Here is a 14,041-nt window from a genome sequence, read left to right as displayed (position 1 = left end):
CAGGGGCAGGGGCATCGACCAGGGAGCGCCAAGCCATGGAAACAGCCAGCCTGCTGCTGACCAACGCGGCAGTGATCATCATCGCCTTCCTGATCCTGTGGGCCATCTGCCTGGCCATCGGCGACATGACGCCCGTGGACGCCGTCTGGGGTCTGGGCATGGTGCTGGTGGCCGCCAGCACCTATGTCCAGATGGCGGGCGGCGTGGGGGACGGCGCCCCGCGGCAATATCTGCTGCTGGGTCTGGTCGCCCTGTGGGGCGGCCGGCTGGGCGGCTACATGCTGTGGCGCTGGCGCCATCACGGGCCGGACCGGCGCTATGTGGCCATGCTGGGCAAGGCGCAGGCCGCCCGCGGCTGGAGCCTGCCCGTCGCCTCGCTGATCCTGGTGTTCGCCACCCAGGCGCCGCTGCTGCTGATCGTCTGTCTGCCCGTGCAACTGGGCCAGATCGACACCAGCACGCCGCTGGGCCTGCTGGGCTGGGCCGGGGCGGGGCTCTGCCTGTTCGGTATCGCGTTTGAAACGCTGGCCGACTGGCAACTCGTGCGGTTCAAGGCCGATCCCGCCAACAAGGGACAGGTGATGTCCCGCGGCCTGTGGCGCTATACCCGCCATCCCAACTATTTCGGCGATGCCTGCGCCTGGTGGGGCCTGTACCTGATCGCGGCCGAGACCGGGCCGGGCCTGTGGGCACTGCCGGGGCCGCTGCTGCTCACCTGGACGCTGATGAAATGGTCGGGCGCCCCCACCGTGGAACGGCGCATGGCCCGTACCAAACCCGGTTACGAGGATTATATCCGCCGCACCTCCGGCTTCATCCCCTGGCCGCCGAAGCGGGCCTGACGGCCACCGCCTTCCGCCCTTGCACCAGCCCCTCATCCTCCCTGGACAGCGCCGCCCTTCTTCCGCATGATAGCGCTAACAAGATCAAGGCGCGTCAGGGAGGAAGTAAATGGGATGGGCAAGCTGGGCGCCGCGTGCGGCGCTGGGACTGGTATTGACGCTGGCATCCGGGCTGGCGCCGGCATCGGCGGGCGGAGCGGAGGCCGGGGCGGGCGCGGTGGCGCGGTTCGGCTGGCTGGACTATCAGGGGTCGGACCCGTCGGACGCCGTGGCCCGGCCGGGTCCGGGGGATTACCGCAATCCCATCCTGGCCGGCTATTACCCCGACCCGTCGATCACGCGGGTGGGCGATGATTATTACCTGGTCCATTCCACCTTCACCTGGTTTCCGGGCCTTCCGGTCTTTCACAGCCGCGATCTGGTGAACTGGACGCAGATCGGCAACGCCATCGACCGGCCCGGCATGCTGGATTTCGGGAGCCTGGGCCTGTCGCGCGGCGTGTTCGCCCCGGCGATCGAGCATCGCGACGGGGTTTTCTACATCGTCAACACCTGCGTGGATTGCGGCGGCAATTTCGTGATCACGGCCCGCGACCCGGCCGGACCGTGGAGCGATCCGGTCTGGCTGCCCGATCTGGAGGAAGGGATCGATCCGTCCCTCTTCTTCGATGATGACGGCCGGGCCTATCTGCTGAATAACGGCCCGCCGCCGGGCGCGCCGCTTTATGACGGGCACCGCGCCATCTGGATCCAGGAATTCGACGCCGGGGCGCTGAAGACCGTGGGGCCGCGGCAGTTGCTGGTCGATGGCGGGATCGATCCGTCGACCCGGCCCATCTGGATCGAGGGGCCGCACATCATCCGCAAGGACGGCCATTATTATCTGATCGCGGCAGAGGGCGGGACGGCCATCAACCATTCCCAGGTCGTGCTGCGCGCCGACGCCCCCATGGGCCCCTATGTGCCCGGACCCGTCAATCCCATCCTGACGCAGCGCGACCTGGACCCCGACCGGCCGCATCCCGTCACGTCGGCGGGGCATGCCGATTTCGTGGAACTGCCGAACGGGGAATGGTGGGCCACCTTCCTGGCCGTGCGCCCCTATGAGGGGGATTACTATAATACCGGCCGCGACACCTATCTGCTGCCCGTGCGCTGGGTGGATGGCTGGCCACGCATCACGCAGCCGGGAGAAGCCATCGCCCTGACCCATGCGCGGCCCGGCCTGCCGGCACAGCCGCCGGCGCCCGTGCCCACATCCGGCCCCTTCGCCGTGCGCGACGAATTCGACGGGCCGGCCCTGCCGCCCTATTGGATGATGGCGCGCAATCCCCGGGGCGACTGGTACAGCCTGACCGAGGATGCCGGCTTCCTGACGCTGCGCCTGACGCCGGTGGGCCTGTCCGACCATGGAAACCCGGCCTTCTGGGCACGCCGGCAGCAGCATATGAACGCCTTGGTCACCACGGAGATGCATTTCGCCCCCGTCCGGCCCGGCGACCGGGCCGGGCTGGCCGCCGTGCAGAGCGACGAATACTGGTATCGCTTCACCGTGGAACGCCGGGGCAAGGACCGGGTGGCACAGGTCGCCATGCGCGACGGGCCGCAGGCGCCGGCCGACGGACGGCTTCTGGCCTCTCTGCCCGTGCCCGATGACGGGCCGCTTTATCTGCGTATCGTGGCGCGGGGCGGGGCCTATGATTTCCTTGTCGCCACCGACGCGGCGGCGGCGGGGGAAGAATGGCGCACCGTGCTGGCCGGGGCGGACGGCAAGATCCTGTCCACCAAGGCCGCCAACAGCTTCATCGGCGCCATGATCGGCCCCTTCGCCCAATCGGCCACCGCGGGGAAGTAACGGGCATGTCCGGACGATCCACGCGCGCGGCCGCCCTGGCCGCCGGCCTCTGGCTGCCCCTCCTCCTTCTCCTCTCCCCGGCCCCGGTCACCGCCGCCCCGGCGGCCGGCACCGGCACCGGGGCGGCGGCGGGGGACATCGCACCCGTGCGGCTGAACCAGGCGGGGCTGCTGGCGCGGGCGGGAAAGCATGCCATCCTGCCCCATCCCGCCCGCACCCCCCTGCCCTGGACCCTGCATGATGCGGCGGGCCATGTCGTGGCGGCGGGCCACAGCAGCGTGACGGGCGACGATGCCGCCTCGGGCCAGCACCTGCATCAGGTGGATTTCAGCGCTGTTGTGGCGCGCGGCGACGGTTTCGTCCTGACCGTCGGGCCGTTGCGAAGCCGGCCCTTTTCCATCGGCGACGGCCCCTATGGCGCGTTGAAGCGCGATGCCCTGGCCTATTTCCACCATAACCGCGCCGGCATGCCGATCGAGGCGCGGTTCGTGGGGGCGCAATGGGCCCGGCCGGCGGGGCATGTCGGCGAGGTGGTGCCCTGTTTCGGCGGCCGCGACCGCAATGGCAATGACTGGCCGGCCTGCGCCCACCGGCTGGACGTGACGGGCGGCTGGTACGATGCCGGCGACCACGGCAAATATGTCGTGAATGGCGGCATCGCGCTGTGGACGCTTCTGCACCTGCATGAACGCGCCCTGGCGCGCGGCAAGCCCCCGCCCTTCCCCGACGGGTCCGCCGCCATGCCGGAGGCCGGCAACGGCGTGCCCGACCTGCTGGACGAGGCGCGCTGGCAGATGGAATTCATGCTGTCCATGCAGGTGCCGGCCGGCACGCGCATGGCCCTGCCGCTGGGACCCCAGAAGCCGGGGGAGCGGCTGCGCTTCACCCTGGTGGATGCCTCTGGCATGGCGCACCACAAGGTGGCGGACAGGCGCTGGACGGCGCTGCCCATGCCGCCGCACCTGGATCCCGAGCCCCGCTTCCTCTATCCGCCCGGCACGGCCGCCACCTTGAACCTGGCCGCGACGGCGGCCCAGGCGGCCCGGCTGTGGCGCACCATCGACCCCGCCTTTGCCGAACGCTGCCTGCGCGCCGCCGTGCGGGCCTGGGAGGCGGCGCGCCGCGTGCCCGACGCCCACGCGCTGGGCGATTTCGAGGGCAGCGGCGGCTATGGCGATGATGACCTGTCGGACGAGTTCTTCTGGGCTGCCGCCGAACTGCTGGCGACCACGCGGCTGCCCGTCTTCGCCGGCCCGGTCACGGGGTCGCCCCATTTCGCGGCGGATGCCGTGGCCGAGCCCGCCTGGCCGCAGGTCGCCCCGCTGGGCCTGCTCAGCCTGTCCCTGCAGGAAGGCGCGCTGCCGCCGGCCCAGGCCGGGCAGGTGGCCCGGGCCATCCGCAACGGCGCCGACCGGTTCCTGCACGATGGTGCGGGGGCGGGTTACCGCCAGCCGCTGGCCGCCACGGCCTATGGCTGGGGATCGAACGCCGGCCTGCTGAACCGCGCCATCGTGCTGGCCCATGCCCATGACGCGACGGGCGAGGCGCGGTATCGCGACAAGGTGGTCGATGTCATGGATTATCTGCTGGGCCGCAACCCGCTGGACCAGTCCTATATCAGCGGTTACGGCGCCCGGCCGATGCGCCACCCGCACCACCGTTTCTGGGCCCCGTCCCTGGACCCCGCCCTGCCACCCCCGCCCCCCGGCGTGCTGTCGGGCGGCCCCAACGCCCGGCCGGGGAAGGAGGCGCTGGAAAAACTGGGCGGCCCCTGCGCGCCCCAGGCCTGCTGGCTGGACGATATCCACCTCTATACGCTGAACGAGGTCACCATCAACTGGAACGCCCCCCTGCTCTGGGTGGCCGCCTGGCTGGACGAGACGGGGTGAGGCGGGCGTATATCAATTGATTTCTGTATTCACAAAAAACACCTTGACCGGTACCATTATTGTGGATACAGAAATATCTGTGAGTATCATCTTCGATCCGACCAAGCGTGATCGCACCCTGGCCGAACGGGGCCTGGATTTTGCCGATGCCGCCCAGTTTTTCGCCGGGCTCACCTTCACCATGAAGGACGACCGGTTCGATTATGGTGAGGATCAGTTTATCAGGGCCGGCATGCTGGCGGATCGAATGGTGGTGATCGTGTCGACCGCGGCCGATGGCGGACGGCGCATCATCAGCATGAGGAAGGCAAATGAACGCGAACAACAGCGGTTCCGGGCGGCCCTGGCCAGACCCCGACGACGCCCCCGAACTGACCGATGAATTCTTCGAACAGGCGGAGCTTGCCACAGCCGGCACCGTCATCCGCCCCGCGGCGGCCACAATGAAGCGTGCGGGCCGGCCGAAATCGGCAGCGCCCAAGGTGGCGCTCAACCTGCGCCTGGACCCCGACGTGGTCGAACATTTTCGTGCCACCGGCCCCGGTTGGCAAAGCCGTATCAATGAAACATTACGCAAGGTGGCGGGGCTGTAATATCCAAGTGCGGTGAGTTCCACTCCTCGCAATTGTTAGGGTGGACGGCCCCCGGCATCGCTGTGCCATAGTTGGGTTTGTTGATTTCCACGCGGAACTGACCCGGGATTTCCGTCGAGAATTGACCCACCATTGAGTTATACCAATCTCCTGGGCCTGTTGAGAAAGCCCTGACATTTTGATTCGATGGCGATGTCACGGGAGGCATCGTCATGTTGGGTCAGAAGGATCGTCGTCAGCCTGAGTTGTTTGTGTCGGGCTTGCTGCGGGACCTGGTGCCTGCGGACCATGTGCTTGTTCGGGTTGATAAGGTGGACACCTCCGATAACCCTTTGTGATGTGGTCAATCGGAGCGAAATTCGGGCTGCCCAGCGCCGGTCTGGCGGCTTTTTGGGGTATCACTGCCTGGTGCAGCCGCCCTTGCGGGCGGTTCTGGCGTCATGCGGACGCAGTTCTTCCGTCGAGCCAGACCCATCGTTTCATGTTGTAGGCCATGGCGGCCAGCGTGATGGCCGCCATGGCGCGTTTGATGCCGATGGTGCGGATGAAGAGCCGCATCGGTCCCTTCAGCATGGCGAACGGATGCTCGACCTTGGCGCGGATGGCGGATTTGCGGGCATTGGCACGAGCGGTGCGGTCGGACATCGGCTTGCCCTTGGGTTTCTTGACGTGGATATGGCTGACCTTGCCGGCCTCGCGCAGGAAGTCCTCATTAGCCTGCGAGCGATAGGCCGTGTCGGCCCACACGCCCGATGCCGTATTGTCCGGGTCGATCAACCCCTCGCGCAGGCGCGCCCCGTCATGGGCGGCGGCATCGCTGACCAGCCGACGCCGGATCACCCCATGCCGGCGGTCGATGGCGATATGCGCCTTGTAGCCAAAGTCCGGGATGGCGATGTCGGGCGGCTGCGGCGTGCCCTCGACCGCCGGCTTGGCCTTGCTGAATTTCACCGTCCAGCGCGCGTCCACATCCTTCTGCGCCGCTTTGGCTGGCTGGTCAGGCCAAATCTCCTGGGCTGACCGGCCCTGCTTGATCGCCGCCTTCTCATCCTCCCGGTTGCGTTGGCGCGGAGCCGCCACCAGGGTCGCATCCACAATCTGGCCCGACATCGGCAGATAGCCCGCGGCACTGATCGCCTGCTCCAGACGCATGAACAGCGCGTCCAGTGCGCGGGCACCGATCAACGCCTCGCGGAAGTCCCACAGCGTGTTGGCATCGGGCACCCCATCCCCCGGACCCAGCCCGCAGAACCGCATCCAGCTCAGCCGGTCGCGCACCAGATCCGACGTCTGTTGCAGCGACAACCCGTGCAGCGCCTGCAACACCAGCATCTTGAATTTCAGCACCGCGTCAAACGGCGGGCGACCGCCCTTGCGCGGGTCACCGCGCCGCAGGGCCTTGGCCAGAACCGGTCGGAATTGCTCAAAATCGACCGTCGCCGACAGACGCTCCAGCGGATCACCCTCCGCCGACAACTCACGAAGACGGTCCTCAAAATCCCAGAAGCCACCCTGTCCTGTCATGACCAACCCCGATACAGGCTGCATGACATATCATAGCAAAAATTGACGGTTTCCGGAGGTGTCCAATTATTCTGGATTTAATTTTGTCACCGAAGAATCTTACAATCCCACTGTTGTAGATGTGATTGAATATAATGTAAATATCAATGAACTAAATAATTTGGTAAGAAATAAATATTCATTTCATAAATCTGTAGATATAGCTCTTGTTTCCATCAGAATGTCACTATTCATTATAAGATATGAGATCGTATATTCTATTGATGATATCGAAATTAAATTTGGCGATGGAGCTTCTATAAGAGCCTGATCCGAAATTAAGTTGAGTGGTATCAGCGGGTTAGCTTGACAGCGTTCCCTATCGGTGATTCAGGGGTTTCGCCAAAAACAACCGTGCATCTCCGATGTGGACTGATACCACCCGCGCCCTTCATGCCCGCAACGGCCTGGCTTTGCCAAGCGATTTGACCGATGCGGAATGGTCTTTGTTGGAACCGCTGCTGCCTGCTGCGTCCGCCGTAGGCAGGCCACGCAAATGGCCGCTGCGCCGGATCGTCGAGGCAATCCTTTATCTGCTTCGGGGCGGCCTGCCGTGGCGGATGCTGCCACCTTGTTTCCCGCCGGTCTCGACGGTGCGGCGCTGGTTCTACCTGTGGCGTGACAATGGTCTGTGGCTCACGGTAAACCATGTCTTGCTGATGGCGATGCGCGAGCAACAAGGCCGTGATGCCAGCCCAACCGCCGGCGTGATCGACAGTCAGAGCGTCAAAACCACGGAATCCGGCGGCCCGAGGGGATATGACGCGGGCAAGAAGATAAAGGGGCGTAAGCGCCATATCCTCACCGACACCCAAGGTAATCTCGTCCATGCCGTGATCCATACCGCCGATATCCAGGATCGTGATGGCGCACCGCTGGTGCTGGCCGAAATCGTCAAACCCTTCCCGTGGCTGCGGCACGTCTTCGCCGATGGCGGCTATGCCGGGGACAAGCTCAAAGACGCGTTGCGCTGCATTGGAAAATGGACCATCGACATCATCAAGCGATCCGACACAGCCCAAGGCTTCCAGGTCTTGCCACGACGCTGGGTCGTCGAACGCACCCTGGCATGGCTCAACCGAAACCGACGCTTGGCCAAAGACTTCGAGCAGACTATCGTGAACCGCGCCGGGATTGTCGGCGGCAAAAGTTCGTGAGTCACGCCGCCAACTGCTGAATGCTCACGGCGTCATGATAGCGTTGTTCGGCCTCTGCGGGCGGGATATTTCCGATAGGCTCGAGCAGGCGGCGGTTGTTGAACCAGTCGACCCATTCGAGGGTTGCATATTCCACGGCTTCAAAGGATTTCCACGGTCCTCGCCTATGGATGACCTCCGCCTTGTAGAGACCGTTGACGGTTTCGGCCAAGGCGTTGTCGTAGCTGTCGCCGACGCTGCCGACCGATGGCTCGATGCCGGCCAGGCCTAGCCGCTCGGTGTAGCGGATGGACAGATATTGGCTACCCCTGTCGGAATGGTGGACCAATCCGGATTTCCCCGCCGGCCGGCGCTGGTGCAGGGCCTGCTCCAGGGCATCCAGGACAAAACCGGCATCGGCCGTCCGGGACACCCGCCAGCCGACGATCCGACGGGCAAAGGCGTCGATGATGAAGGCCACATAGACGAACCCGCTCCAGGTGGAGACATAGGTGAAATCGGACAACCACAGCTGATCGGGCCTGTCGGCCCGGAACTGCCGGTTCACCCGGTCCAGCGGACAGGGTAAGGCCTTGTCGGCAATGGTGGTTTTCACCGGCTTGCCGCGAATGGCACCCCGCAGGCCTATCTCCCGCATCAGCCGCGCGACCGTGCAGCGTGCCACCTGGATGCCCTCGCGCTGCAACTGCCGCCAGACTTTGCGGACCCCATAGACCTGGAAATTCTCATCGAACACCCGCCGGATATCGGCCTTAAGGCCGATATCGCGCTGTGCGCGCGCCGACAGTTTGGCCGGATCAGCCTTGCGAGCAGCATGCAGACGCACAGTTGACGGGGCGATTGGCAAAACGTCGCAAATCGGCTCGACCCCGTATTCCTGGCGGTGGACATCAATGAAATCCAGCATCATTTCGGTCGGCGGTCGAGCTCCGCCATCGCGAAATAAGCCGAGGCCTTGCGCAGGATTTCATTCGCCTGGCGCAACTCCCGGATCTCCCGTTCCTGCGCCTTCAACTTCTCCAGCACATCCAGCGGAATACCAGCACGACTGCCGCTTTCCACCTCGGCCCTCTTGACCCACTCATTAAGTGTGTGGGCCGAACAGCCAATCTTGGACGCCACGGATGAAACCGCCGCCCATCGCGACGGATGATCCTTCTCGTGATCCAAAACCAGCCGAACAGCCCGCTCGCGGACCTCAGCTGAAAATTTGTTCGTTGTCTTGCTCATCGTAGCCCCATCCTCTCAGGAGTTGGAGCCGCCGACAATCCCGGCGCGGTTCATCGCTTCCGCAACAGCCTGGATCTTCATCGCCTCCGTACAAACCTTCGTCAGGCGTATCGCAAGGCATTGATGCAATTCAGATTAATTTCGAATCAAACTCTCAAACTCTTAGAGCCTGATCCGAAATTAAGTTGAGTGGTATCAGCGGGTTAGCTTGACAGCGCTCCCTATCGGTGATTCAGGGGTTTCGCCAAAAACAACCGTGCATCCCCGATGTGGACTGATACCACCCGCGCTCTTCATGCCCGCAACGGCCTGGCTTTGCCAAGCGATTTGACCGATGCGGAATGGTCTTTGTTGGAACCGCTGCTGCCTGCTGCGTCCTCTGTCGGGCGTCCGCGGAAATGGCCGTTGCGCCGGATTGTGGAGGCGATCCTTTATCTGCTGCGCGGCGGCCTGCCTTGGCGGATGCTGCCGCCTTGTTTCCCGCCGGTCTCGACGGTGCGACGCTGGTTCTACCTGTGGCGTGACAATGGTCTGTGGCTCACGGTCAACCATGTCCTGCTGATGGCGATGCGTGAGCAACAAGGCCGTGATGCCAGCCCAACCGCCGGTGTGATCGATAGCCAGAGCGTCAAAACCACGGAATCCGGCGGCCCGAGGGGATATGACGCCGGGAAGAAGATCAGAGGACGCAAGCGCCATATCCTCACCGACACCCAAGGCAATCTCGTCCATGCCCTCATCCACACTGCCGACATCCAGGACCGCGACGGCGCGCCGCTGGTGCTGGCCGAAATCGTCAAACCCTTCCCATGGCTGCGGCATGTTTTCGCCGATGGCGGCTATGCTGGGGACAAGCTCAAAGATGCCCTGCGCCGCATCGGAAAATGGACCATCGACATCATCAAGCGATCCGACACAGCCCAAGGCTTCGAAGTCTTGCCGCGACGCTGGGTCGTAGAACGCACCCTGGCATGGTTCAACCGAAACAGACGGCTCGCCAAAGACTTCGAGCAGACAATCACATCTGCAACCGCATGGTGCTTCATCGCATCCGTGCAAATCTTCATCCGACGGATCGCAAGGCATTGATACAGTTCAGATTATTTTTGAATCAAACTCTAAGGGCCTATCGTGAAACCGCCTGACTGTCCGGCCAAACGGGGGCCAGTTCACTTCATCTGCCACCCTATTGCCCCGAACTCAATCCCGTCGAAAGTATCTGGCAGTACCTGCGCCAGAATTTCCTCGGCAACAGAATATTCAATGATTACGACGATATCGTCGATGCCTGCTGCAGCGCATGGAACAGCCTCATTGCACAAACAGGGAAAATTCGACAAATCGCTTCAAGGAAATGGGCAACGGTCAATCATTAGGGAGATTGGTATAAGAATGTATTTATACAGCCGCATATCCAATGCAAACCCCACAACCGGCCGGCTGTCCCTGATCGCCGGGCGCCGCTGGACGGTAGGCGGGCTTGCCTGGATTCCCACTCTGTTCCACGCAACCCCGCGTAATATTATCCCTTCGGCACCAGATCGGCCGGGTTGCGGAACAGCAGGTCGCGGGGGCTGACCCCGGCGATGAAGGCGGCGAAGTCCCGGTCCTCGCCATGCACCGCCTCGTGATAGGCGTCGAACAGATCCTCATAGAGGTGGAGTTCCTTCAGCAGGGCCGTCTTCTGCTGCAAGGAGGCCTGGGCCATCAGATCGGTATGCAGCATGGCCAGCCCGGCCACCCGCCATTCCTGGCCGGCGAAGACGGGCACCAGCACCAGATTTTCCGCCGACCGGGCGCCGGGGGAAAAGATGATGCGGCCCAGGCGCAGGGCCCGGCGCTTGCTGCCGGCGGCCGGACGGCCGCCATCATAGCCCGACGCCCGGCCGGCGGCACTGCCGATGCGGGTTCCGGCCGCCAGCACCGGCGCGCCGTCCCTGCCCTCCCCCGTCAGGCGGTAGAGGATGGCGCCATGCACGCCCGTCAGGATGGAGGAGAAGGCCGTCAGCGTGCGGCGGTCGGCATCGGCCAGCGCCTCATGCGACACGCCCAGGGCCGACAGGGCCGACAGGATGGAGGGCGCCACCTCCCGCACGGGGCGGGAGATGCCGACCGTCACGGTCTTGGCCTGGTGTCGGATCGTGTCGACGGGGCGGCTGGTTTCCTCGAACAGCTTGCGCATCAGGGCCGACCCGTCGGCCAGCAGCCGGGCACGGCTGCCGGCATCGGCCACGGCCAGGGACGCCGACAGGCCGGCCAGTTGTGCCACGGCCCGCGGCGGCAGGGCGGCATCCTGCTCCCCCTCGGCGATGCGGCGCATTTCCACGGCGATGGCGTCGGTGATGGGCGCCAGCGGCCGGTCGGGTTCGACCAGCGCCTGTTCGATGGCCACGCCCAGGGCGCGGAACCCCTGTGACCGGCGATCGATGGCGCGCGCCGCATGGAAACCCCAGAGATGGCCGACCACGGTGGCCAGCACGAAATCCAGGCCGGCCCCGGCCGACGGCACGCGGATCACGGTTTCCGCATAGGCGTCGAAGCAGGTCTCCCCCTTGGCGGCGACGACCAGCGGCTTGCCGGCATGCGCCTTGAAGATGGCCACTTCCTTGGCCGTGTCCTGGGCCAGCAGCGGGGCCAGATCATTGGCGATGACCAGGGTCAGCGGCTCGGTCGACAGGTCGATATGCTTCTTGTCCTCCGTGAAATCCACGGGGATCGACTTGTAGCAAAGCTCCGACAGCTTGATCCGGATCTCTTCCGCCGCGATCTTGTTGGGGCCGTTGCCGACCACGGCCCAATAGCGGTTCTGCGGGGCATAGCGCTCGGCGCAGGCGGCGATGGCCGCCTCGTCGTCCAGCACCTCCTGGATGCGGGCCGGCAGCCCTTCCAGGGCCACCAGCTCGTCATGGATCTGCACGGGCGGCAGGCTGCCCAGCGTATCGGCGATGCACAGGGCGGTCAGCTTGCCGGCCGCGACCTGGCTGTAGAAGGCCTTGGTGCTGGCCACGGCCATTTCGATGTCGCGCCCGTCGCTGGTGAACAGGTGGCTGTCCGACTTGCGCACCAGCGGGCTGTTGCGGCGGTTGACGATGGCGTGGATCCAGGCGCCGGCCGCGCGGGCCAGATCGACGGTGCGGTTGGTGTCTGTGGTCGTGCCCGACTGGCTGATGGCGATGACGATGGCGTCGTCCAGATCCACCCCGTCCAGGTCGGACGACAGTTCCGACGCCTTGGCCGCCTCCACATGGATCGACGTGCCGGCCAGCGCCTGGCGCAGCAGATGGGCCACCCCCATGCCGGCGATGGCGGCCGTGCCCTGGCCCGTCACGAAGATGCGGCGGATGGCGGGCCGGGCCGGGTCGGACAGGCGGCGGCGCAGCGCGGCCCAGATGCCGTGCGGCCCCAGGTCGAAACTGGCCCGCCGTCCCTGGCGGCTGTAGCGGCCGACCAGGGTCTTGCGCACGCTGCCGGCCGCCTCATGCACTTCCTTTTCGAAGAAATGCTCGAAATCGCCGCGGAAGATGTCGCGGCTGAAAATCTCGATGGTGTCGGGCTTCAGCGGGGCGGCGGCGCCGTCATCGATGGTGCGGGCCGACAGGGGTTCCTCACCCTCCGCCGTCGACAGGATGACCTGCAGGCCGCCCTTCTCCACCTTGGCCAGACCGATGGAGGCGCGGGCCCGCGGGGCCAGCCCGTAATTCTCCGACGCCAGGATCAGGCCGTCGCGCACCTCGGCCACGAAGACGCTCTGCCCGCTGCCCTTCTGGCCCAGATACAGCCGTTCCGGTTCGGCCGGATGCAGCAGGCCGATGGCCACCGACCCCTCGAACTGCCGCAGGGCCGACAGGAAACGGTCGGCCGTGGACCGGCCCTGGGCCAACCGGAACATGACGGGGATGATCTTGGCATCCGTGGTGACGGCGGCCGGCACGGCATGGCCCGCCGCCTTCACGGGCCCGTCCTTCAGGGTCTGGTAATTGTCGATATCGCCGTTCAGCACACAGGCAACATCGGCATCGGCCGGCAGGACAGGCACATTGTCCCCGGCCAGCCGGCCGTTCTGCGGGTGGCAATTGGCCAGATTGATGGCCCCGTGCGAGGCCCAGCGGGTATGCGCCAGGATGCCGATCTGGCCAGTCCGCGCCGCCAGTTCCCAGAACAGGGCATCGGCGCGCAGCTTGGCCCGCAGCGTGGCGCCATTGTCCCCCAGCTTGCCGATCAGCTGCGCCACCTTGTAGGTGAAGCGGGCCGTCGCCCCGCCATCGGCCAGCGCATGGAAGGTGACGGCACCATCGGCATCGAAGGCATCGCGCCCGGCCGTGGCCGCCTGCCGGCGCCAGTCGGCAAGCTGGGCGTCGGACAGCGGCCCGGTCAGGCGCAACTGCACCGCGATGCCGGCGCTGTCGCGCCCGCGCACCTCCAGCCGGTCCAGGTTCTCCAGCACCTGTTCCACGGCCCAGGCCGCGAAATGCTGCGCCCTGGCCGGGGTGGGAACGCCGCCGATCAGGCCCAGGGTGCGATCGATATTGGCCAGCACCTCGTTGCGAAGCTGCCAGCCATAATCGCGCAGCCGCTCCGCCACCCGCTCGGCCACCGGTTCGCGGGCGAAGGCGCTGGCCTTCAACTCCGCCTCCAGCCCTTCGATCCGGCTGGCGGCCGCGGTCAGCCGGTCGCGCAGGTCGGGCCGTTCCACCAGCGCCATATGGGTGGAAAAGGCCATCAGGTCGTCGAACCGGGCATGCAGCCCGTCAAGGATGGCATCGATGCCGGGAAGATCATCGATCCCCGCCACGCGCAGGGCATCGGCCAGCGCGCCGACCCACGCCGCATCACCGTCCCGGCGCCATGACAGGTTGGAAAGAAAGCCTGCGATCCCGCACATGTCCTGAATTCCCATAGCGATACGACGCCT

General features: G+C 65.3%; 10 protein-coding genes, 1 pseudogene and 1 other annotated feature. Of the genes and pseudogenes, 8 read left to right on the top strand and 3 right to left on the bottom strand.

The genetic code is table 11. From position 1 onward, the window contains the following. The first annotated feature begins 35 nt into the window (after positions 1-35). The 5 genes from ABC728_RS10530 (at position 36) to ABC728_RS10510 (ending at position 5,179) form a co-directional block, all read left to right on the top strand. Positions 36-842: a DUF1295 domain-containing protein gene (locus ABC728_RS10530; protein ID WP_416621494.1), complete on the top strand. Its 807-nt coding sequence runs from the start codon at positions 36-38 to the stop codon at positions 840-842. 109 nt (positions 843-951) lie between these two features. Beyond that, positions 952-2,697: a glycoside hydrolase family 43 protein gene (locus ABC728_RS10525; RefSeq protein ID WP_416621495.1), complete on the top strand. Its 1,746-nt coding sequence runs from the start codon at positions 952-954 to the stop codon at positions 2,695-2,697. 5 nt (positions 2,698-2,702) lie between these two features. Next, positions 2,703-4,586 carry a glycoside hydrolase family 9 protein gene (locus ABC728_RS10520; protein WP_416621496.1) on the top strand — a complete coding sequence of 628 codons (1,884 nt, stop codon included), beginning with the start codon at positions 2,703-2,705 and terminating at the stop codon, positions 4,584-4,586. Positions 4,587-4,629: 43 nt separating this feature from the next. Further along, complete coding sequence (locus ABC728_RS10515) at positions 4,630-4,968, top strand: BrnT family toxin (protein WP_416621497.1); 339 nt, start codon at positions 4,630-4,632, stop codon at positions 4,966-4,968. Next, the gene (locus ABC728_RS10510; protein WP_416621498.1) at positions 4,898-5,179 is read left to right on the top strand and encodes a BrnA antitoxin family protein; all 282 of its coding nucleotides are present in this window, start codon (positions 4,898-4,900) and stop codon (positions 5,177-5,179) included. The genes ABC728_RS10515 and ABC728_RS10510 overlap by 71 nt, the downstream gene beginning before the upstream one ends. 438 nt (positions 5,180-5,617) lie before the next feature. Here ABC728_RS10510 and ABC728_RS10505 read toward each other — a convergent pair whose 3' ends face one another. After that, positions 5,618-6,703 carry an IS5 family transposase gene (locus ABC728_RS10505; RefSeq protein ID WP_416621499.1) on the bottom strand — a complete coding sequence of 362 codons (1,086 nt, stop codon included), beginning with the start codon at positions 6,701-6,703 and terminating at the stop codon, positions 5,618-5,620. A 404-nt stretch (positions 6,704-7,107) separates the two neighbouring features. On the opposite strand from ABC728_RS10505, the gene ABC728_RS10500 reads away from it, so the two are divergent. After that, positions 7,108-7,899 (top strand): IS5 family transposase, encoded by a 792-nt coding sequence (locus ABC728_RS10500; RefSeq protein WP_445376448.1) that lies wholly within the window; start codon positions 7,108-7,110, stop codon positions 7,897-7,899. Position 7,900: 1 nt separating this feature from the next. Here ABC728_RS10500 and ABC728_RS10495 read toward each other — a convergent pair. Then, a protein-coding gene (locus ABC728_RS10495) for an IS3 family transposase (RefSeq protein ID WP_445376447.1) occupies positions 7,901-9,129 on the bottom strand; the annotation gives its coding sequence in 2 pieces (ribosomal slippage) (positions 7,901-8,835 and positions 8,835-9,129; 1,230 coding nt in all). Beyond that, positions 8,732-8,848 (bottom strand) — a sequence feature (AL1L pseudoknot). (Overlaps the previous gene by 117 nt.) 267 nt (positions 9,130-9,396) lie before the next feature. Here ABC728_RS10495 and ABC728_RS10490 point away from each other — a divergent pair. Then, on the top strand, positions 9,397-10,218 hold the full coding sequence (locus tag ABC728_RS10490; protein WP_445376446.1) for an IS5 family transposase: 822 nt from the start codon (positions 9,397-9,399) through the stop codon (positions 10,216-10,218). Between the two features lie 77 nt (positions 10,219-10,295). Continuing rightward, a pseudogene (locus tag ABC728_RS10485) lies at positions 10,296-10,505 on the top strand (transposase); the annotation flags it as partial. A gap of 146 nt (positions 10,506-10,651) precedes the next feature. Here ABC728_RS10485 and ABC728_RS10480 read toward each other — a convergent pair. Beyond that, complete coding sequence (locus ABC728_RS10480) at positions 10,652-14,011, bottom strand: SIS domain-containing protein (protein WP_416622301.1); 3,360 nt, start codon at positions 14,009-14,011, stop codon at positions 10,652-10,654. Positions 14,012-14,041 lie beyond the last annotated feature (30 nt).

Source organism: Niveispirillum fermenti (assembly GCF_052474395.1).
This window is presented reverse-complemented; position numbering and strand designations above follow the sequence as displayed.

Coding starts and splice junctions, on each gene's coding strand:
- ABC728_RS10530 (WP_416621494.1), top strand. CDS start 36: ATGGAAACAGCCAGCCTGCTGCTGACCAACGCGGCAGTGATCATCATC.
- ABC728_RS10525 (WP_416621495.1), top strand. CDS start 952: ATGGGATGGGCAAGCTGGGCGCCGCGTGCGGCGCTGGGACTGGTATTG.
- ABC728_RS10520 (WP_416621496.1), top strand. CDS start 2,703: ATGTCCGGACGATCCACGCGCGCGGCCGCCCTGGCCGCCGGCCTCTGG.
- ABC728_RS10510 (WP_416621498.1), top strand. CDS start 4,898: ATGAACGCGAACAACAGCGGTTCCGGGCGGCCCTGGCCAGACCCCGAC.
- ABC728_RS10505 (WP_416621499.1), bottom strand. CDS start 6,703: ATGACAGGACAGGGTGGCTTCTGGGATTTTGAGGACCGTCTTCGTGAG.
- ABC728_RS10500 (WP_445376448.1), top strand. CDS start 7,108: ATGTGGACTGATACCACCCGCGCCCTTCATGCCCGCAACGGCCTGGCT.
- ABC728_RS10490 (WP_445376446.1), top strand. CDS start 9,397: ATGTGGACTGATACCACCCGCGCTCTTCATGCCCGCAACGGCCTGGCT.
- ABC728_RS10480 (WP_416622301.1), bottom strand. CDS start 14,011: ATGTGCGGGATCGCAGGCTTTCTTTCCAACCTGTCATGGCGCCGGGAC.